17 protein-coding genes and 2 pseudogenes are annotated in these 17,748 nt (G+C 40.6%); 8 read left to right on the forward strand and 11 right to left on the reverse strand.

The features are described 5' to 3' along the window. Positions 1 to 129: 129 nt before the first annotated feature. Positions 130 to 306, forward strand: coding sequence for a peptidoglycan-binding domain-containing protein (locus tag WKK05_RS39910; RefSeq protein WP_341531930.1), 177 nt, complete (start codon positions 130 to 132; stop codon positions 304 to 306). 33 nt (positions 307 to 339) lie between these two features. Here the strand turns inward: WKK05_RS39910 and WKK05_RS39915 are convergent, their stop codons facing one another. From WKK05_RS39915 to WKK05_RS39935, 5 genes are all read right to left on the reverse strand, one after another. Further along, positions 340 to 720: a hypothetical protein gene (locus tag WKK05_RS39915; protein WP_341531770.1), complete on the reverse strand. Its 381-nt coding sequence runs from the start codon at positions 718 to 720 to the stop codon at positions 340 to 342. 202 nt (positions 721 to 922) lie between these two features. Then, positions 923 to 2,344: a pyridoxal-dependent decarboxylase gene (locus tag WKK05_RS39920; RefSeq protein WP_341531771.1), complete on the reverse strand. Its 1,422-nt coding sequence runs from the start codon at positions 2,342 to 2,344 to the stop codon at positions 923 to 925. Between the two features lie 554 nt (positions 2,345 to 2,898). Next, positions 2,899 to 3,240, reverse strand: a complete 342-nt coding sequence (locus tag WKK05_RS39925) for a ferredoxin family protein (protein WP_341531772.1) — start codon at positions 3,238 to 3,240, stop codon at positions 2,899 to 2,901. A gap of 13 nt (positions 3,241 to 3,253) precedes the next feature. Further along, entirely contained in the window at positions 3,254 to 4,897 is a 1,644-nt protein-coding gene (locus WKK05_RS39930) for an FAD-binding protein (protein WP_341531773.1), read from the reverse strand. A gap of 637 nt (positions 4,898 to 5,534) precedes the next feature. Then, positions 5,535 to 6,017 (reverse strand): Rrf2 family transcriptional regulator, encoded by a 483-nt coding sequence (locus tag WKK05_RS39935; protein WP_341531774.1) that lies wholly within the window; start codon positions 6,015 to 6,017, stop codon positions 5,535 to 5,537. Between the two features lie 218 nt (positions 6,018 to 6,235). On the opposite strand from WKK05_RS39935, the gene WKK05_RS39940 reads away from it, so the two are divergent. Further along, positions 6,236 to 6,427: a hypothetical protein gene (locus tag WKK05_RS39940; RefSeq protein ID WP_341531775.1), complete on the forward strand. Its 192-nt coding sequence runs from the start codon at positions 6,236 to 6,238 to the stop codon at positions 6,425 to 6,427. Between the two features lie 126 nt (positions 6,428 to 6,553). Here the strand turns inward: WKK05_RS39940 and WKK05_RS39945 are convergent, their stop codons facing one another. Then, positions 6,554 to 7,222: a cadmium resistance transporter gene (locus tag WKK05_RS39945; RefSeq protein ID WP_341531776.1), complete on the reverse strand. Its 669-nt coding sequence runs from the start codon at positions 7,220 to 7,222 to the stop codon at positions 6,554 to 6,556. A 221-nt stretch (positions 7,223 to 7,443) separates the two neighbouring features. On the opposite strand from WKK05_RS39945, the gene WKK05_RS39950 reads away from it, so the two are divergent. After that, complete coding sequence (locus WKK05_RS39950; protein ID WP_341531777.1) at positions 7,444 to 8,700, forward strand: aliphatic sulfonate ABC transporter substrate-binding protein; 1,257 nt, start codon at positions 7,444 to 7,446, stop codon at positions 8,698 to 8,700. A gap of 197 nt (positions 8,701 to 8,897) precedes the next feature. On the opposite strand, the gene WKK05_RS39955 is transcribed toward WKK05_RS39950, so the two are convergent. Beyond that, positions 8,898 to 10,427 (reverse strand): cryptochrome/photolyase family protein, encoded by a 1,530-nt coding sequence (locus WKK05_RS39955; protein WP_341531359.1) that lies wholly within the window; start codon positions 10,425 to 10,427, stop codon positions 8,898 to 8,900. 215 nt (positions 10,428 to 10,642) lie between these two features. Between WKK05_RS39955 and WKK05_RS39960 the strand changes: the two are divergent. From WKK05_RS39960 to WKK05_RS39970, 3 genes and pseudogenes are all read left to right on the forward strand, one after another. Continuing rightward, positions 10,643 to 10,798, forward strand: a pseudogene (locus WKK05_RS39960) (DNA polymerase IV); the annotation flags it as partial. A gap of 227 nt (positions 10,799 to 11,025) precedes the next feature. Then, positions 11,026 to 11,193 carry a hypothetical protein gene (locus WKK05_RS39965; RefSeq protein WP_341531931.1) on the forward strand — a complete coding sequence of 56 codons (168 nt, stop codon included), beginning with the start codon at positions 11,026 to 11,028 and terminating at the stop codon, positions 11,191 to 11,193. Positions 11,194 to 11,725: 532 nt separating this feature from the next. Continuing rightward, complete coding sequence (locus WKK05_RS39970; protein WP_341531778.1) at positions 11,726 to 12,010, forward strand: hypothetical protein; 285 nt, start codon at positions 11,726 to 11,728, stop codon at positions 12,008 to 12,010. 163 nt (positions 12,011 to 12,173) lie between these two features. Here the strand turns inward: WKK05_RS39970 and WKK05_RS39975 are convergent. Beyond that, positions 12,174 to 12,353, reverse strand: a pseudogene (locus tag WKK05_RS39975) (transposase family protein); the annotation flags it as partial. Here WKK05_RS39975 and WKK05_RS39980 point away from each other — a divergent pair. Next, positions 12,341 to 12,700 (forward strand): EAL domain-containing protein, encoded by a 360-nt coding sequence (locus tag WKK05_RS39980; protein ID WP_341531932.1) that lies wholly within the window; start codon positions 12,341 to 12,343, stop codon positions 12,698 to 12,700. The pseudogene WKK05_RS39975 and the gene WKK05_RS39980 sit on opposite strands and share 13 nt — an antisense overlap. Positions 12,701 to 12,795: 95 nt before the next feature. On the opposite strand, the gene WKK05_RS39985 is transcribed toward WKK05_RS39980, so the two are convergent. The 3 genes from WKK05_RS39985 to WKK05_RS39995 all read right to left on the reverse strand — a co-directional run bounded on the left by WKK05_RS39985 (position 12,796) and on the right by WKK05_RS39995 (position 16,388). Further along, positions 12,796 to 14,469, reverse strand: coding sequence for an EAL domain-containing protein (locus WKK05_RS39985; RefSeq protein WP_341531779.1), 1,674 nt, complete (start codon positions 14,467 to 14,469; stop codon positions 12,796 to 12,798). A gap of 68 nt (positions 14,470 to 14,537) precedes the next feature. Beyond that, entirely contained in the window at positions 14,538 to 15,713 is a 1,176-nt protein-coding gene (locus WKK05_RS39990) for an ISH3 family transposase (RefSeq protein ID WP_341531780.1), read from the reverse strand. 207 nt (positions 15,714 to 15,920) lie between these two features. Next, the gene (locus WKK05_RS39995) at positions 15,921 to 16,388 is read right to left on the reverse strand and encodes a hypothetical protein (RefSeq protein ID WP_341531471.1); all 468 of its coding nucleotides are present in this window, start codon (positions 16,386 to 16,388) and stop codon (positions 15,921 to 15,923) included. A 327-nt stretch (positions 16,389 to 16,715) separates the two neighbouring features. Between WKK05_RS39995 and WKK05_RS40000 the strand changes: the two genes are divergently transcribed. Continuing rightward, on the forward strand, positions 16,716 to 17,411 hold the full coding sequence (locus WKK05_RS40000; protein ID WP_341531781.1) for a peptidoglycan-binding domain-containing protein: 696 nt from the start codon (positions 16,716 to 16,718) through the stop codon (positions 17,409 to 17,411). The last annotated feature ends 337 nt before the right edge of the window (positions 17,412 to 17,748 follow it).

The following is a 17,748-nucleotide window of genomic DNA, read 5'->3' on the forward strand; positions in this document are numbered from 1 at the left end:
CATTAGCAGTTGCGATTGGATAAAATTATAACCCTGATCAAATCGCGGGTTCATCCGGCATTTGAATCGATTGAGTTCATCAATAATATCAGGGCATATCAAAGTTAGTGCCTTGGTGTTAGCAGTAGGATTTTTCTTCGTGATGGCTCACAAGGGACATCTGCCTCACAAGTTCAAAAAGCTTTAAGCAACGTTATAGTTGATGGATATTATGGCCCAGAAACCGAGCGCCAAGTTCGTAGTTTTCAAGCAAGTAATGGTCTACTTGTAGATGGCATAGTTGGGCCACAAGCTCTAAGTGTATAGGTGGTAAGGCAGGATAATCTCAAAAAACAGGAACTAATTTAAATTCTCAACAACTCTTGGTTCTATTACTGTACCATCTAGGAGCAAAACAACCTCGCTACGGTCTAAATAGCCAATATATTCACCACTGACAGGGGCGAAGGCAATATGCCAAAACCATAAAAATGGCTTTAGATAAGGTTGCAGAGATTGAATCGAAGCAGCCGTGCAAGCATAAGACTCAAATTGAGGTCGCTTTCGGTAAGCTTCAGCCCTAGCAATAGAAATTGCATCGTTCATCGATAAAGGTGGATGTGCTGATAATTCAGGATTCCACACGGAAACTTTTTCAAAAAGTGAAATAGACACCTCGAAATAAAGCTTTTCTGATTCTGTAGAGCAAATTAGCAAGGGAATTTTTCTATCTTCAAGCATCAAAATAATTTGTAAGTGTTCTAGATAAATTTAAGTCAACAATTCAGCTTGACTTTGAAATACTATCGTCTTAACTTAGAATCGCCGCGATTGGGGTACTGTCTAGAAGATTCAAAAATAGTTATTAATCCCTCTTCTACAAGGAGCCTAGCCCATTTCAACCTGCTGACGTTGCTTTTGCTTTAAAGGTCTCAAAAATGAGTTAATTATTTTCGATGTGATTAGCAGTTTGACAAATTAATTGCCAAGCCTGTTGTACGTGTGTTTGCTCTGTGGTTGCTTGTCCAATTGACATTCTTAAAGTTAATTTTTGTCCCAGCTTGGTGGAAGTGAGATAGATTTGACCTGAAGAGTTGATATTGTTAAGAATTTCTTGGTTAATTTCATCACTAAATTTGTGGCGAAAACATACTAAATTTAACGGGGGATTAACAACTAGCTCAAAGCGAGGATGAGATTTTACAGATTCAGCAAATTCTTGTGCTAGGGCGATATGCTTCCTTATATAATACTGTAAGCCTTCTATACCATAGTGGCGAATTACAAACCAGAGTTTGAGACTTCTAAATCTGCGTCCTAAAGAAATCTGCCAGTCTCGATAGTCAATGACTTTACCCGATGTGGTGGCTTGATTTTTGAGAAATTCAGGCATGATCGATAGTGCCTGAATTAGTTGAGTTCGGTCTTTGACATAAAAACACGTACAATCAAAATTAGTCAGCATCCATTTATGAGGATTAAAACAATAGCTGTTTGCTAGTTCTAATCCTTGGTGAATCCAGCGATACTCAGGGCATATAGCTGCTGTACCGCTCATAGCACCATCAACATGGAGCCAAATATTATGTGCTTGAGCGATCGCGCCTATTTGTGTTAATGGATCTATGGCATGAGATGAGGTTGTTCCCACAGTAGCAGCAATATAAAAAGGGATTAACCCAGATTGAATATCTGTAGCAATCTGCTGTTGTAGTAATTGTGGACACATTTTATAATCAGCATCAACCTCAATTAAGTGGACATTTTCTGGCTTAATTCCGGCGATTTTGGCGGCTTTCTCAATAGAAGAGTGTGCTTGAGTAGAAGTGTAGACAACCAGTTGATTAATATCTGATGAAGACTGAACTCTTGCTGCGATCAGAGCAACTAGTGAAGCACTACTGGCTGAGTCTTGGATTACTCCTCCTCCTGTGGAGGAAGATTTAAACTGACAGGGAAGTTCTAACATATCTATTAACCAGTCTAAAACATGAGTTTCTAACTCAGTACAAGCTGGAGAAGTTGCCCACAACATTCCCTGAACTCCAAGCCCTGCACTGACTAATTCTCCTAAAATTGATGGTGCAGAAATACCTGTAGGAAAGAAAGCAAAAAAGTTAGGAGACTGCCAATTAGTCAATCCTGGTACGATGATTTTATCTAAATCTTGTAAAATGTCTGCAAAAGACTCCCCTTTTAGTGGGGCTGTTTCTGGTAGTTTGGCTCTAATATCTCCAGGTTCAACTTGAGATAAAACAGGCAGTTGCTCTACTGTTTCTAAATAATTAGCTATCCAATCAATAGTTTGATATCCCCAATGACGAAATTCATCTTTTGACATATGGTATTGTTGGTTATTTTCCATATTTGTCTACCGATTAAAACTTATTATTTGATACCACATCATCAAAATCTTGGTATTGCTGCACATCATTTAATCAACAGTAAACCCAACATCATGAATTTTCTTAGTGATAAATCCTAGAGTAGCAATTAATGTCTAACATTGGGCAAGCTTTGGCACAAGAGTTGCAGCCCAACTAATAGCTAAGCCTGACTTGAAAAATGGTGCAGCTCTGATATGACCCACGGGGGCGTCAATTTTAAAAATCAGTTCCGAGTACTTTTTCCAAGTGTAGTTTAATCGCTATTCCACAGCATCACTAAATTTAGCATAATCTTTATCTACATTCTCTCAAATGCGACTTTGTACAGAAGACTCAAAACGTTCTTAACTATGTTTGACCCATAGGGAGCCAATAGTTTGAAGATCCAGTTGAACTCTCGTAAATCAGCTACGGTATTGAGAGTAAAACGTTTTTCATATCTAATCCTATATTTGAATTTTAAGGCAAATATTAGCGATCGCATTCTTCAAAACTGAAGAGAAATTGCGATCGCTTCTTCACTCGCATGAAATTAACTTTGATAAGGGCGCGGTAGTTGGCGTAGTTTATGAGCCGTATCTAATTCACTGTTGTTTTTTCTGCCATATCCCCAACCCAATATCCGGCGATACTCACCCATGATGCCACTTTCAATCAAATCATCCTCATCGACTGCAATCTCAGTATGAGATTGCGGTGCAACATAAAGCGCATCCACTGGACAATATGCCTCACACATGAAACAAGTTTGACAGTCTTCCTTGCGAGCAATTACGGGTGGTTGGTTTGGAATTGCATCAAAGACATTAGTCGGACAAACTTGAACGCACAGATTGCAATTAATACAGAGTTTATGGCTGACAAGCTCAATCATGATTTTATTCTGGTTACAACTTTGATATGGCGGGTGTGGATGGAGTAGTTTGTAATGGTGATGTAACAGGCGCATCCGTTATCCAATCACGTCTTACCCACAGCTTATCTAAGCCGCCTGTGGCTTGATAATACCGCTGATTGGGATCGGTATGAGGATAGTCCACACGAATGTGTTCGCTGCGGGTTTCCGTGCGATGTAAAGCACTAAAATATGCCCATCTGGCAACAGCAGTCAGAGCAGCCGCACGACGAGAAAATTCTATATCGCGTACATTATCCTGTTTCGGATGACCTTGTGCCTGTTGCCATAAAGTTTCTAATTTAGCGAGGGAATCAAGAAGTTTCTGTTCCGAACGCAAGTAGTTCTTTTCCAATGGGAACATTTGGGCTTGAACACCGCGCACGATTGCCTCATGATCGAAAGTATCAGAAGTGGAAGAGTGCCTCGCGCTACCCATTCCCATCTGACCAGATGCACGTGCAATCCTTTCATTTGGACGTGCGCCCAAACCCTTGGCAAACTTAGCCGCCCCTTCTCCTGCCCATTGCCCTGTAGAGATTGCCCAAGCAGCATTAGGGCCACCACCCCCAGAAGCTAAACCAGCTAAAAATTCCCGCGATGCCGCATCACCAGCCGCATAAAGTCCAGGCACTTTTGTAGCACAACTATCATCGATAATCCGAATTCCACCTGTACCTCGGACTGTCCCTTCTAAAATCAATGTCACAGGTACTCTTTCTGTATAGGGATCAATACTAGCTTTTTTATAAGGTAGAAAAGCGATGAAATGAGACTTTTCAATTACTGCTTTGACTTCCGGTGTGGCTCGATCTAAACGAGCATAAACAGACCCTTTCATCAAAGCATTTGGAAGGAACGCAGGATCGCGACGACCATTAATATAGCCGCCTAGCTCATTACCTGCTTCATCGGTGTAACTAGCCCAGCCAAAGGGAACACCCCGTGTTACTGTGGCATTAAAAGCAGTTGAGATTGCATAGTGATTAGAAGCTTCCATGCTGGAGAGTTCACCGCCAGCTTCTACTGCCATTAGCATTCCATCACCTGTATTAGTATTGCAACCTAATGCTTTACTCAAGAATGCACAACCGCCATTGGCTAAAACAACTGCACCCGCACGAACTGTATAAAAACGACGATATTGTCGCTGTATACCTCTTGCCCCAGCCACAGAACCATCTTCAGCCAATAAAAGCTCTAGAGCGGGACTTTGGTCAAGAATCTGCACTCCAGAACGCAACAAGTTTTTCCGCATTACCCGCATATATTCCGGGCCATAATAACTCTGACGCACAGATTCCCCATTTTCTTTGGGAAAACGATAGCCCCATTTTTCTACTAAGGGCAAACTGAGCCAAGTTTTTTCGATGACACGCTCAATCCAACGTAAGTTAGCGAGGTCTTTTCCTGCGCGATAACGCTCCGATGCAACTTTGTCCCAATTCTCTGGAGAAGGAGCCATGACGCCATTACCACTAGCTGCAGCTGCACCACTTGTACCCAGAAAACCTTTATCAGCAATGATGACTTTAACACCTTGGGATGCGGCTGCCCATGCTGCCCAGGCAGCGGCGGGGCCACCACCAATTACCAGCACATCAGCAGTTAGTTGTAGTTCATTTTCTGTTAGCAATTCCTTTTCCTCCTATTTTCCACTCAGCTTCATACCTTGTTACCGTGAACGGCTTCTACAGGCGAAAACCTATCCGCCTGCATTTCTGCTAGTAATTCGTCATTAATGTCATCTTCGACAATGAGCTACTATACTGGCGTGTTTTGCTTATCTGCTTTTTTGTCTATTGAATTGCGTTAACGGTAGCGATAACTTAGTTATCGCTGATTTGTTTGTGACTAATCAATGCTCAATGCTGCTTTGTCTGAGTTTGCATGATATTTACAAAGAGTGTGTAGAGCAAATCACACATAGTATCATACTCTAATTATTAGCTTTTCTAACAATAAGTAGTGCAAGTTAATTTTCTATCTGGTTGAAACGGTTGTGTCGCAAAAAACTTTTAGGGACAAATGAACTGAAGTATTCGTGCTGCTTTATACTGCAATTCTAAAGATTGCTTCATAAACTTTACTTGAGACACACTGCCCAGTTCTGACTGTTTCGTAAATACTAATACACATTCTCACAGCTTCGTTCTTTATTCAAAAACAGGATTGACAACTAAATTTTTGGTGATGGTGTAATTCAAGCCCTTCAATTGCAGGAGTGGCAGTAAGTCCACCATTTTAGTTATCCACATAACTTTGACTACTGGCTAGATATAATACATGGGGTTTTGCTGCTCACGAGCCTGTTTTTTTTGGTATAAGTCTTGGAGAGTATAACTGTCTAAAACCTGCATAAATGTTGCTTCGGCTTGCTCGCAAATTTCGTAAACTAGATTTCTTTCTAAAGTGGGAGCATCAAAGATTTCTGTATGTTGAGACTCACTTTCTAGTGAGGTGATAATTTCCCTGACGGTAATCTGCTCTGGATTGCGAGCTAAAACAAAGCCTCCTTTTGGGCCACGTTGACTGTATACCAGACCACCACACCGCAGTGTAAGCAAAATATGCTCCAGATATCTTTCAGGTATAGGTTGCATAGAAATAATCTCCCTCACAGCCAGAGGAACTTTTTTCTCGTAGTGGCTTGCCAATTCTAAAAGTGCCATCAGTGTATATTTAATTTTGGGAGACAGGTAATGGAAAGGGTAGTTTTGGCTATTCAAGTTTGTACTGGAAATATTACAGTTCATTGATTAATGTTGTTTACCTGGTTTGTGACGACTTGAGCAATTTAGTGTCAAGTAAAAGTAATTGGTAATCTTTGTTGGGTATGAATGACTGCTGTAGTATTTATTACCAACAATTTTGGTATAAATAAATAAACTGATTTTACTCTAAATAAAGTTTATGTTAATGATACTTTTAATAGGAAGTACCATTAGCAAGTTGACAACTGCTAAATATACTGTTGATTAAGTACAGTGATGGTAAAGACGTAGTAAGTTTTGATGTAAACAACCGCCTTGTAAAACGGGGAGGTAGATTTCGCTTTTTAGGGCTTTCATCGTTCGCTGCCTTCGTCTCCCTTGGAGACGGCTGGGCATTTGATTACGGGTTTGGGCTGGCTTATTACATTTTTGCTACAGAAAACTGCCAGTAAGCTTGCAGATATACATAGAAGCCTCGCAACTTTTAGCCTAAAACGTAACTGAAAATGCACGAGTTAAGCTCTATTGACTTTAGCCTTGAGAATCTCACCAAACTGATAACTAATAACGTTTACCTGTCAAGTGTTCGGGAGAAAAATACGATAAGATTCGCTGTCAACCAAAATTCTGAAACCCAGCCACATCAGAATGAAGGGGAAAATCTTGCTAGCATAACGGCTGAGTATCAAAGCGATACCAGGTAGACGAGTCAGATTATAGGACATAAACAGCCAGCAAAAAACAATGAAATAGCAAACTGGTACGATCACAGTGAGATTTTGGATTGAGCTAGTGGCAAACAGGGGGATATAGATGCCAAGATTGTTACCGCCATTGGCAATTGTTACTGAGGAGACGCGATAGGTTTGCGGATCGCGGATTACGTCCCAGAGTGATCGCTTTCTGGAATCAAATCCTCGAAATTTAGAGTTTCTTTTCAGATTAGCTGACTTATCTTGAGCTGAGTCATCCTTATTCAGGTTAAGCAAATTGTTCAAGCCAATGAGTATCGGTAGAATCCCCAGTAAACCAGTCCAAGTTGATGGAATTACTAGACCCAGTAAGAAACCAAGTAAACTTACTATTACTAATGCCGTGAAACCTAGAATCTCACCAACTACAACATGTTGAGGACGAAAAGTCCGATTGACCTCACTGAAGAAGGCCGTTAGATAAATATTGTCATCAAATGTTGTTGCCACAGCCGTAGCTAGCCCAATTTTAATTGTTGCAATTAACCAATCCATCAACATTCCTCACTCAACACCTATCTGATGACCAAAACTAGCGATCGCTCAAAGTTTGTAGAAAATCCACACAATATCGATATGATAATGTGAGTATCGCATATTGGGTGTAACGAGCGAGCAAGTTTGGTAGTTACATATATCAAGTGGTGCTTTGACTTTATTCCCCATCTCCAATTCATCCGGCAATTTGCATCAGATAATTTATCAAAGGAGTCATTATGATTAGCCGTTTGATTGACCTTCTGCCTAAATGCACAGGTCAAAATATCTTACGGTCGTTCAGATGTGCGACTCGTAGATCGGCTACTTACAGGTTTGCAATTCGATTTTCCATCGGACTTGTCTCGATTTTGGTCTTGCCTCTAGTTTTTGATGGTTATGCTGTTGCTGCTTCTGAATCTGGTAATCAGTTCCAACTATCCAAAAGCTCCATAATCCAGTTACTGGAAACTGTGGGACTGTTCATGGGGGGGATAATTTTCTGTGTAGTTTTGGATCGTTGGTTTTCTCAGCGTTCTGCTCAATCAAGCAACACGCCATTAGCAGAGCAAGCGCGGCGGCTCAAGCAACTCAAAATTGGCTATCCAGAGGGGATGACAAATCTGGAAGTTCTCCGGACTCAAGGCTTGCTGGAGACACGTTTGCGACCATTTGGACTGATTGTCACCTGGACAAGCTTTTTATCAGCCTCTTCTCTGATAGAAGCACTTAGCAACGGGACAATTGACTTTTGCGGCGGCGGCGGCACGGCTAGCATCTTCTCTCAAGCGGCAGATCATGTATTTGTGCGGGTGGCTAAGGAAAAATATACCGCTCCCAAAGGTCAAGCGATTCTGGTACCGGAAGATTCGCCGATTCAGAAGCTTGCCGACCTGAAGGGTAAAAAGATCGCTTTTGACAAAGGCTCAAGCGCACATTATATACTTGTGCGAGCGCTGGCAAAAGTCGGACTAGATTTTAGTGACATCGAGCCAGTTTATCTGACACAACCGGAGGCGCTACCCCGATTCCGCCGGGGTGAAATCGATGCTTGGGCGATTTGGGTTCCCTACACAGCTACTCAGGCCCGAAGCGCTTATCCAGGGCGATCAATTACAGACCTAGAGAGTATATTTGGTGATAGAGCCTCCGTGGAAGTTCCCACCTATTACTACGCGATTCCAGAACTGGTACGCGACTATCCCGACTTACTCAAGGTGATTTTAGAAGAGGTAAACGAAGCTGGAACTTGGGCTAAGAGACAGGAATTAGAAGCTGTTCAAAGATTGGCAGAACACCATGAAATCGATCCATCCATTCTAGAAATTTTACAGAAACATAGTGGCGAACGCGCCATCATTCCGATTGACGACCAATCGCTCGATGCTTTACAGCATCAGGCAAATATATTTAGAGATTTAAATCTGATTCCTGAGCGGGTGAATGTGAAAGATGGAACCTATAGCTTACAGACCAAGCAAAACTGGACTTATTAAAATAATTCGTAATTCGAAGTTAAATTAATTTATAGCACTATATTGTACTGATTTAGGGGTTCAGCCGTGAGAAAGCCAGCCAGATTATGGATTTGCGCTTTTCAAGCGTGCCATTCGGCTAGCAGCCTTGTTGACCGTTAGCGATCCTCTTGCTTCGTCTGCCTGGAATAACTGCGGATATTCCTTTACACGATTGGCTAAACGGTTGCTGCTTGCGTAGCGTGCCAATTTGAGGCTAAGGTGCGAATTGTCTGGAGTTCTGATGGTGAAATACGTTCTAGATTACGCAAAATTTGAGTCATGCGTGGTTGGTTTTTGAGTTTGTCATAATGACGAGCAAGAAAATCCCAATAAAAAAAGTTGAAAGGACAGGCATTTTCAGTAGTGCGCTCGCGGGGATTGTAAATACAATTCTTACAGTAGTCGCTCATGTTGTTGATGTAGTTAGCAGAAGCAGCATAAGGTTTAGAAGCGATCATTCCACCGTCAGCAAACTGCCCCATGCCAATGACGTTGGTTTGCATTACCCAATCGTAGCCATCAATAAAAGCGGCATGAAACCAGTCTTCAAGTTCTTGGGGGGAGATACCTGCAATTAAAGCGAAGTTGTTCAGTACCATTAAGCGTTGAATATGGTGAGCATAACCTATCTGTTTAACCTGAGTTAGAATTTGGTGCAGACAATTCATCTGTGTATTGCCAGTCCAATAAAAAGCAGGCAGTGGATGAGTGTGGTTAAACCAGTTACTTTCTTGGTAATCCTGTTGTAAGTAAACATAGACACCGTGCATATACTCTCGCCAACCAAGTACCTGACGGATAAAGCCTTCAACGCTGCTCAACTCCCAGTTGCTGCTGTTGTAATAAGCTTGTTGCGCTGCAATCACAACTTCTAAAGGATGCAGCAATCCAATGTTGAGATAAGGAGAAAGCATCGCGTGCCACATTGTCTGTTCGCCTGTCACCATTGCATCCTGATATGGCCCAAATGAAGACAAACGTGTTTCGATAAAAAACTTCAGTACAAGTAGTGCTTGCTGTCGGGTTACACCCCAGCGAAATGGTTCTAATTGCCAGTAAGAGCGATTGTCCTGGAATGCCTCAGATTGCTTAATGAAGTCAATAACATCTTGTGTGATTGAGTCTGGTTCAAACCATAAAGCTTCGGGTAAGGTGAGTTTGCCCTTTGGTGGTTTGCGATTTTGCTTGTCAAAGTTCCATCGACCGCCAACAGGCTGGTTGCCGGACATTAGAATGTTGAACCGTTGCCGTCCCTGACGATAAAAGTCTTCCATGATTAAACGTTTGCGACCACTGGCCCATTGTTGGAACTGTTGGTCACTCCAGATGAAGCGATTATTGGGTGTAAAAGTGACTTGAATTGTCAATTTTAGGTTTTGAATCAACACAGCAAAAGGGCGATCTGTTGGAGTCATCACCCGCAGTTCGGTAATTTGGTATTGCTCAATCCATTGAAGTAAAGGCGTGTTGAAGTCTTGGCTTTGAGCGTATGTTACTGCCCAGCCGAGCGAGCGCAATTCGTCCGCGAAGTGACGCATGGCTGACCAGACCAATACCAGTTTTTGCAAGTGATAAGGAAGTTGCCCTGCATGGGTTAGAGATTCAATAAAAATTACGGAAGTCTGTTGCTTTTGTTGCAAGCAACTTTGCAGTGCTGACTGCTGTGACCAAAGTTGATCTCCGAGAACCCAAACACCAATGGTCATCCTCTTGCTCCCTCTCATACCGTGCGTTGGCAACGTGACGACAAAATGTTACAAAAGCTTTCTCAATGAAAAAGCGGATGAAAGCCCAAAACTCGCGCTAGTGCTAGTGTACTATTATGGTGATAAGTTTCTCAAATATTCAGAGCGAATCACAAATTTACCAGAGATTATAGTCGTTCCCGCCGCTTGGTAGAAATGGTAATACTTCAACAACAATGCAGGCTAGAAAAATAGTTCACGTTGATATGGACGCCTTCTACGCATCAGTAGAACAACGGGACAACCCTAGCTACCAAGGCAAACCGTTAGTAGTTGGTGGCAGCCCGAATCAGCGAGGTGTGGTTACAGCAGCCAGTTATGAAGCCCGCAAGGGCGAATCGGGTTCGTAAGTCCGTTGGTGCAGAAACGAATGTCACGCTTGAAAACGTGAAATCTCGCGCTTGGCTATCTTGTTGGGTGTAGGGTGTAGGGTGTGGTGTTTAAGACAATTAAACTTTAGTTGCGTCAAGGAGTTCAACATTTTCTTGATTTCCCAAACCTGCAACCCCACACCCCACACCCTCTCATCCAGTTATATAAGGGGTTTACGCTTAACTTAGTGCCATTCGGTGCAGAAACCTCATTCGCACAGGACTTAAACGATGTCGGCCAGATGTTGCAGGAACTCGAAATTATTGCCCAAATAGTGGAGCAGCGGTTAGAGCAGCACGAAACACGGGGGCGCACATTACAACTCCCTTTTTTGGTCATGGAGATAAAGGATTGAGAAAATTCCGCCTCGGCAGCACAGAAGTAATCCTCGCTGAGTCAAAAAAACTCGTTCTAAATTTCCGTCTAAGAAACCTATTCATCGTGGCACTGGTACTCAACGTCAGCCACTCAATTTTTCCATTATCAACACTGCTTAATTCTTAACCAAAAAGTATTGGTTTTACTCGATTCAATCACTCAAACCATTCACTCTTTTAAAACCAGTACATAGGTTCAATCGTTCAATCTATTCTATTAGCGCTATCTAGCAAGTCCATTACAAGATATAAACGATTAAAACGTACAAACTAACTTGAACGATTTAATGGGCTTTAATGGTCAAAATAATGCCCAAGTTCTGAAAGCCTGGGCAAATGATTGAATGATTTACTGGATTGGTTGTGTAAATCCAAATTCCAACTAAAGTTGGAATGATTTATCAATCATTCTATTGAGTAAAAATTTCAACTTTTAGGGGACGACAAGTTAGAGTTGATTGCATATTATTTGTACAGTATTCAGAATTGGTAAAAAAGGCGGAATACATTATGGATGTTTGGAATTTGGGTAAATTAGGAGTTGCAATCGTTGGTGCAATAGTTTTGTCTGGAAACTCTGCTATTGCCACAATCAATCCGGATGTGACTCTAGAGAATAATCTGAATGCACCTACCTTAAACACAGCGATAAAAAAGCACAATACATTAGGTAGCAATGCGCTGAAAATTAATTACAGCATTAAACAAACTCAATTTCAAAATAGAAATGCTGTAGATAAGAAAAAAGTTTTACTAGCAGGCTGCTGGAAACCCGGTGCCCCCTACTGTTTTTAAGCCTTAGCGTTTTTTATTTCAACCTAATAAAAAAGTTGCTTAAATCACAGCCAGCTTTTTTATTAGGTTGGATTACAATACTGTCGATTATGATCGCTACAAAAAAAACGCTCCATTGACTACTATGGAGAAAGTTGATACAGCAAACTAATTCAACAATTATTTAAGCTTTTAAAGCTAATTCATGATTGTAGATTCCGACAATCAGATTAGACCTTAATCCAAATCTGCGATGACGATTACGATATTGGTTAGATAAAATATTGAAAATCTTTAGACGACCATTAACGTGTTCGACAACAATTCTTAATCGATTCAGTTCTCGATTATATTCCTTCTGTTCACCTCTTAAAACTCAAGCAGATGGGCATTGCATTATCAATTGATGATTTTGGGATCGGCTACTCTTCATTAAGTCGTCTTTCTAGCTTTCCGATTGATATATTGAAAATTGATCGCTCTTTTATTACCTCAATGAATGCAAGCAGCAGAAATTTAGAGGTTTGTGAAATCATCATTACGTTGGCAAACAAACTTGGTTTTTTGCCCAGTATAGAAGGTGTGGAGACACAACAGCAACTAGCACTTTTGAGAAAGTTGAAATGTGAATCTGCCCAAGGATATTTTTTCTCCCAACCGTTGGACAGTTTAGCTGCGACAGCATTAATTGCCACCAATACTCAGTGGTAACTTTTTTGAGCTTAATATCTTCCTAGAAGTTACTCAAACATTTGTCATTACTTGCACATTTTTATGATCATCCTCAAAGCCATACTCTATGAGGTTTATAAAACGTGCAAGTTAGAAGTAGACAAACTTAAAGGGTGTGGATTTAAGTTAAGGTGTAAGCTAGATGAAATTAATTGCTCAACCGAGAAGCTATCAAGTGGGGGTGAGAAGAAGTATCCCTGTGCGTGTTGGCATTGTTTGATTCGAAGTTGCTTTAGTTGTTCGATTGTTTCCACACCCTCGGCAATAACATCGATATTTAGAGAGTCTGCAAGAGAAATAATCGCTCCAACAATTGCCCAGTTATCTGCATCAGTACCAATGTTGGAGACAAATGAACGATCTATCTTCAATGCGCTAGAAGGGAAACGGTGCAGGTAACTCAATGATGAGTAACCGATGCCAAAATCATCTAGATGTAACTGAATGTTCATCTGTTGTAATTGCCAAAGCATCGCAGTGGCAGAATCAGAATTTTCCATCAGTACAGTTTCAGTAATCTCTAACTTTAAACTGTTGTTTGCTAGACCAGTATCTTGCAGAATCAGGTTAATTTGCTCAATCAGATTAGCGTCGGAAAACTGTCGGCTAGAAATATTGACACTGATAGTTAAAGGTGGGTTATTTGGATATTGCAATTGCCAAGAGTGCATTTGATGACAAGCTTCACGTAACACCCAATAACCAATTGGTACAATCAATCCAGTTTCTTCTGCTAGCGGAATAAACTTATCTGGAGCAATAAATCCTACTTCTGAATGTTGCCAACGTACAAGAGCTTCAAAGCCAATAATTTGATAAGTTTCTAGCGAGACGATTGGTTGATAGTAAAGTTGAAATTCCTGGCGTTCAATGGCTCGTCGTAAATCCATTTCTAACTGTAATAACTCGGCGGCTTGAGCGTACATACTAGAATAAAATATCTCGTAGCGTGCTTTGCCTAGTTTTTTAGCACGGTACATAGCAATGTCTGCGTCACGGATCAATTCTTCTGGCTGATTGTAAGAGCTTGTGCCTAAAGCGATACCGATACTTGCACTAGTAAATACTTCCTGTCCATCCAAATTAAAAGTTTCTGCCAAATGTGCGTTGATTTGTTCAATTACATTGATAATATCGTCTAAGTCTTGGATATCATTTAGTAGGATAGTGAACTCATCTCCACCTAAGCGAGCAACTGTATCTGCTGGACGTAAGCAACTTTTTAATCTGTGTGCCACCGCTATTAGTAACTTATCCCCCATCAAATGACCCAGACTATCGTTGATAACTTTAAAGCGATCTACATCTACGAACAGCACAGCATATCTGTAGTTAGAATCTAGCTTTGCTTGCTCTATTGCCTGCTCCAACTTTTTGACAAATAAGGCACGGTTTGGCAATCGGGTAAGTGAATCGTGAAAAGCATCATGAATTAATTGTACTTCGACTTCTTTTTGCCCTGTAATATTTAGCACTGTACCAATAAAGCGTAACGGTTTTCCATCAGCATCAAAGTAGGCTTTTCCTTTCGCCCTCAGCCAGCGTTCAACTTGATCAAAGATGCCAATCGTGCGATACTCCGTGTCATAAGCACCACCAGATGCTGGGTTAAGTGCTTCTTGAACAATTTCCTCAAGACGAGAGCGATCATCGGGATGCAAGCCTTCAAAAAACACCTCTATGCAGTAAACCAAAAAGGTTTTCTCTAAAGAGCGATCGCTAAAATCCTTGCATTTTTTGATACACAATTTTCTAACCAACAGACATAGTATAGATTATGATTAGTTATGATTAGTTGGGAGAGAAATTATCATTACTAACCTGATGGAAGATAGATGCTTTCAACTACTTGATATTTACGCTGTAGGGCTTGAGATAAAAAGGCTAACATCTGTTTAAGTGTAAAAAGTGTGCGATAAATTAATCGACTTCCTTTCCTTTTACGACTGATTCTAGTCCAAAGCAAATTTACCCAAATATTAACTAGAAGAAAGGAAATACCAATAAATAGTAATCTTAAGACAGGATTTTTATTATTTGTTCTAATTCGACAAATATTCTTGAGTCGATAGCTAGTTTCAATTCCAAATCTTTTGCGATAATCTTGATAGATATAATCTAAATTAGTTTTGATTTTGTAAGTCACGTAAGCAAAGTATTGAATCCCATACTTTTTACGCTTCCCTTTTCTATATTTGCAAACAATCCATAAGTCAAATGTGACTGAATCATCTTCACTTCTTGTAATTGTATAGGTAGTTTTATAGCTTTTTTTACCCTTTAGAAATTGTTTGATTCCTCCTTTTTTTCCTGTCTTAACAGCAGGCATCATAAATGGAATATCTAATGCCTGCAACCATCGGATTACAGGAGTATTAAAAAAGCCTCTATCTAGGTATAGCTTTTTTATATCTATTTTAAGAGATTCAAGTTCTGCCAATAAATAAGTAATGATCGCTACACTAGTATCTAGTTTGCGAACTCCTCTAACCGCAAGAGTTACACGCTTATTATTGGTAATAACATATAAAGTGGCATAAGCGTAAAATGAATGAGTACCAGATTTAGCTTGACTTCGATATATGTAAGGTAATTCCTCTAATGTTGGCTTACCATAATAACAAATTAGATTTAAATCAATCGCTACTTTTAAACAACCTTTCTTTAATCCTAAAGGAATCCGGCTTTTCAGTGATTGATTTATTTGCGCCTCTATTTCTTCAAAATTATTGATTTTATTGAGGTGGTATCTAATATCGTTGGCTGTAGGAACATTTTTTAATAGTTTAGCTGTGTTCTCAATACTATCTCCACTGCTGGCTGCTTTTGTGAGAATCTCAAATAAAGTTTGTTGATCACATACCCCTTGAGTTTCAATCGAAAAATTTTCTACTAAACACTCAATCACTTCATCAAGAGTTTTTGAGTCTGTTAAAATCGGTTCTTCTGGAGACTCGCTCTTCTTGGCAATTCGATGAGATGAAACAGTCAATTTCAAGAGCCAATATACGACACACTACTTTGATCATTTCACATTTTGAACTACTGCAAAATATGATAATTATTTTTTATAGCTTACGTATTATTTGATACCTATTTCTCAGTATTCATTCATTGGTGATATCTGCTGTATCCCTAATGGTTCGCCCTTTTGAGAAAACTTTTTGGTTTACTGGAAAGTTGGTTTCAACATAAATATTCACGCAACCGCCTTATAATCAAACTTGCCTCCAGCTATAGCAGCATATAATCCTGAATCAATTAACCAGCGTTCAGATTCATCTATATGTTCAGGAGATTGAGAATAAATAATTTTTCCTAACCAGGATGCAATAATTAATTCAAGGCTTTCCCCACTGATTTGCTCAGCCGTCACTCCTGCCCGTTCTAAGTAGGGCTGAAGAATGGAATGTGCATCAACAGCATAGTCTGCTTCGCTCTGCTCCAATTGAACTTCAGCATTTGTCCATAAGTAAAACCGATCTGGAAAGACCATCAGAAAATATGGTGCTATTGGAAAAGTTCCATGTGCAAAGATATTACGTCGCAACGAGGCCGCCCACTCTGGCGATGCATTAAGTTTACTCTTGACCTCAACAACCAGAGCAAGTTGACCGTTGCGGTTATTAACCGATAAATCCCAAGCAGAATCAGAGTTAACAGCCATGATCTTGCTCACTTTAAAGACCAACTATTCAACATTCTGACACGGCTTGCTTATCTTTGAATAAATGAGATAGACATTTAATATAGAATCCATTCGTCTGAATCAATGAATGGGGGATTCAAACCCGCCACTTATTATTCACCCTATAGCCCTTTGGACGATGAAAGAGTAAATGGTGTAAAATCTACAGAGGATAGGGTAGCAATAGAAACTCTGGAGTCAAAAATCTGTACTATGAAATAGTACGCTCAAAGGTACTGCTGAAAAAAAACGTTTCTGCAATTATTTTAATATTCCAAATTCTGCATTGATATTTAGGAGTGTATTATGGAAAGTCTTGCTTACTCTTATATGTATATGGCTCATGAAGAGACAACCAAAAAGATGGAATCTCTTCCAAAAATTAAATTTAATTGGAAAGGAATTTTTAAATCTTTTAATACAGTTATTCCCAATCAGCAGGTAAGCAGAAACACCAAAAATCATCTCCCGAAATTTCAATTCAATTGGAAAAACCTCCTGAAATCTTCTGTCTGGTTAGCTTTAGCTGGTGTTAGCGTATTGGTAACTGCTGTTAGCCAAATTCAGATAGCCTCAGCAATGAACTATGTCAGTACAAACGGCAGATGTCTTAATATCCGTACAGGGCCGAGTTTGAATTCACAAGTGATTAGATGCGCTCCTTATGGTTCAAGCCTCCCAGGTGTTGTCAGGGGAGCGTCTAGTAACGGGTTTGCTACACTTGCAGATGGCACTTACGCCTATAGCAAGTGGATTAACGCTAGTCCTCCACGGGTTTATCGTCGTAGTTCTCGCATTAACGTTAGCAGTAGGATTTTTCTTCGTAATGGCTCACAAGGGACATCTGTTTCCCAACTTCAAAAAGCTTTAGGGAACGTTACAGTTGATGGATATTATGGCCCAGAAACCGAGCGCCAAGTTCGTAGTTTTCAAGTAAGAAATGGTCTACTTGTAGATGGCATAGTTGGGCCGCAAACTCGAAGAGCATTAGATGTTAGTTAGGCTATAAGCAGGCAAGTACTCCGGGAGCAGTGGTTGTTTGGTGACTAAAATCCCAAAGACCGTATACGAATGGCACGCTTGTTAAGCCTAGAAGTAAGCAGTGTATGGATTGCAGAGGGGTTCTTGAGGCAGTGGAGGATGGGGAAGCAGGGGGAGCAGGGGAGCAGGGGAGGAAATGGAAGAAGAATTAAAAAATGCCTTCAATTTTCCTCCCCTCCTCCCCTGCTTCAAGAGCTTCTCTTCTTCCCCTGCTCCCCCTGCTCAAGAAAGCTGCCTCGACCATTTACCTTTTCAAGCGTGCCATTCGGCCGTAGACTCTGCTTCTTGAGTTTCCCCT

Source organism: Nostoc sp. UHCC 0302, from assembly GCF_038096175.1.
In the GTDB taxonomy this organism is placed as follows: domain Bacteria; phylum Cyanobacteriota; class Cyanobacteriia; order Cyanobacteriales; family Nostocaceae; genus UHCC-0302.

Bases quoted from the DNA above. Each gene is read 5' to 3' on its own strand.
- WKK05_RS39995 (WP_341531471.1), bottom strand. From the start codon at position 16,388: ATGGCTGTTAACTCTGATTCTGCTTGGGATTTATCGGTTAATAACCGC.
- WKK05_RS39955 (WP_341531359.1), bottom strand. From the start codon at position 10,427: ATGACCATTGGTGTTTGGGTTCTCGGAGATCAACTTTGGTCACAGCAG.
- WKK05_RS39935 (WP_341531774.1), bottom strand. From the start codon at position 6,017: ATGAACTGTAATATTTCCAGTACAAACTTGAATAGCCAAAACTACCCT.
- WKK05_RS40000 (WP_341531781.1), top strand. From the start codon at position 16,716: ATGGAAAGTCTTGCTTACTCTTATATGTATATGGCTCATGAAGAGACA.
- WKK05_RS39925 (WP_341531772.1), bottom strand. From the start codon at position 3,240: ATGATTGAGCTTGTCAGCCATAAACTCTGTATTAATTGCAATCTGTGC.
- WKK05_RS39920 (WP_341531771.1), bottom strand. From the start codon at position 2,344: ATGGAAAATAACCAACAATACCATATGTCAAAAGATGAATTTCGTCAT.
- WKK05_RS39945 (WP_341531776.1), bottom strand. From the start codon at position 7,222: ATGGATTGGTTAATTGCAACAATTAAAATTGGGCTAGCTACGGCTGTG.
- WKK05_RS39950 (WP_341531777.1), top strand. From the start codon at position 7,444: ATGATTAGCCGTTTGATTGACCTTCTGCCTAAATGCACAGGTCAAAAT.
- WKK05_RS39970 (WP_341531778.1), top strand. From the start codon at position 11,726: ATGGATGTTTGGAATTTGGGTAAATTAGGAGTTGCAATCGTTGGTGCA.
- WKK05_RS39915 (WP_341531770.1), bottom strand. From the start codon at position 720: ATGCTTGAAGATAGAAAAATTCCCTTGCTAATTTGCTCTACAGAATCA.